2 protein-coding genes are annotated in these 1,976 nt (G+C 28.8%); both read right to left on the reverse strand.

The window, feature by feature from the left end; all coding sequences use genetic code 11:
* On the reverse strand, nt 1–589 hold a 589-nt coding region (locus tag AA088_RS17380), incomplete at its 3' end, for an IS1 family transposase (RefSeq protein ID WP_046746317.1).
* A 525-nt stretch (nt 590–1,114) separates the two neighbouring features.
* Nucleotides 1,115–1,976: RHS repeat domain-containing protein (locus AA088_RS17385; protein WP_046746318.1), on the reverse strand; the 862-nt coding region annotated here is incomplete at its 5' end.

Genomic DNA, 1,976 nt, shown 5'->3' on the forward strand with positions numbered 1-1,976 from the left:
TTAATCGTTTGATATGTGTTCGTAAAGTTAAATTCATTCTCTCAATTTTGTTGGTACAATATTGAAATCGTCTATGAATTTCTTTTGGTATTAAACTTGGGTAAATGTTTAGCTTGTCCGTATAAATTCGTTTTGGATTTAGCAATAATAGTTTGTTTATCAATGGTTTGATATTTCCCTTAGTTTTTCTACCCACAGAGAAATCTGCTACTGTTTTAGTTTGTTGTTCAATGGCGTAAGTAATCCAAGTGAAATCTTCTTTTTGTTTTATAAATGTCCAAAGTTCATCAACTTCAAACTTGCACCCGAGTTTATTGAAATACGGAATCTTAATCTGTTTTGCAATTTTCAGCATTCTTGAAAGAACAGTCTTCTTTGAAATTTTCAATACTCTTGAAATACTTCGTGTTCCACAGCCTTCTTTTAATAAAGAAGTTATAAAATTATTTGTGTGATTGTTATAAGCTTTATAAGTATATTTTAAATGAAACTTCTTATTGCAGAACGTACATTTATAACGTTGTTTACCACTTTGAAAACCATTTTTAACGGCTCGATTTCTACATTTTGGACATTGTATTTTTTCCATGCCCTAATGTAACCCACGTAGGATTAACAATCCCTTATTTTATAGGGTTTAAGAAACGTTTACGTTTTCTAACATATCAAAGAACAAAAAAAAACAGTAACCAACATTTAAGTTAATCACTGTCTTTCAGTTATTTATATTTCAAATTAAAGCTATGCCCTAATTTACACCATTACCTACCTTATCTATCAAATTTATAATCAAAGAATCATGCGTTGACATTTTTTCTTTTTTTAAAATTAATTCTTTTATTGAATATATTTTTTTCTTATCACTTCGTTTAAAAATTTCTGTATAGACATGTTCTTTCCTTGAATCTTCTGTAAAATGCAAATCAAGCCAATTTTTAAAATTATTTTCTATTATCTTATGATATCTTATGATAAATTGAGGTGTATTTTTTTTTCAATAGAAAAATTAGATATACTATCAGTATATAATTTATATGTATCCTCTATTGAGTATGAAAATTCATTTGATTGTTGACGATTATTTTTTTGTTTTTGACAACTCATCAATAAAAAACTAATTATTATTATTTGATAAAACTTTTCCATCTTTAGTTATTTGTTTACTTACTTTAATATTTTGATAAATAGGTTCTTTTCCTTTCTTTCTTAATTTTTCATCTGCTCTTCGTATAGCATCTTTTTCAACCTTTTCTTTACTACCTCCAAATTTTTTTCTCATTTTATTGTTTATTTGGGCTAACAAGTTATTAGTAAAGTCATTATGAATTCTTTCTCTTTCTTTAGGGTCAGTAATTTTACTTGAATATTCCATATACTCAGCAGCACATTCATCTAAACATGCAGTTATAACTTTATCTCCTATTGGCAAATCAAATTCTTCTTGTTCTAAAACTTCTGCATATTGATCAAAATGACCATCTTCGTGTGCCTCCACTTCTTCTCTTAAACCAGGATTTTCTTTCTCCAAATCACTTCCTGAATCAAGTTCCTCATTAACAGATACTTCAATTTCTACTTGCATTTCATAATTACCATTACCATGATTCAATATCTGTAGTCCAGCTACTCTTGTATATCCTAAATCATGAACAGTTTTAACTTCTTTATCTGTCTTCGTTTTCTTTTTGACTGGGTCTACCTCTTCTTCACTATTTGCTAAAGGTTTCATTCCATCTGGATCAATAAAATAAATGGGATTATCAAAAGCATAATTGTAAGGGGAATGTCTTCTCATTTGTTCAGCAAGAGGATCAATATTCATCCAACGTCCTAAAGCTACGTCATAATTTCTAGCACCATAATCTTGCCAAACAAGTCCCTGTTCATTTTGCTCTTCTTTACCATTGTACCCATACTGATGATCTCTCCCAACAATTTGGTTATTGTATCCCTTGTGTTTGAGTCCAAATGGATAA

This window comes from Kordia zhangzhouensis (assembly GCF_001005305.1).
GTDB lineage: Bacteria > Bacteroidota > Bacteroidia > Flavobacteriales > Flavobacteriaceae > Kordia > Kordia zhangzhouensis.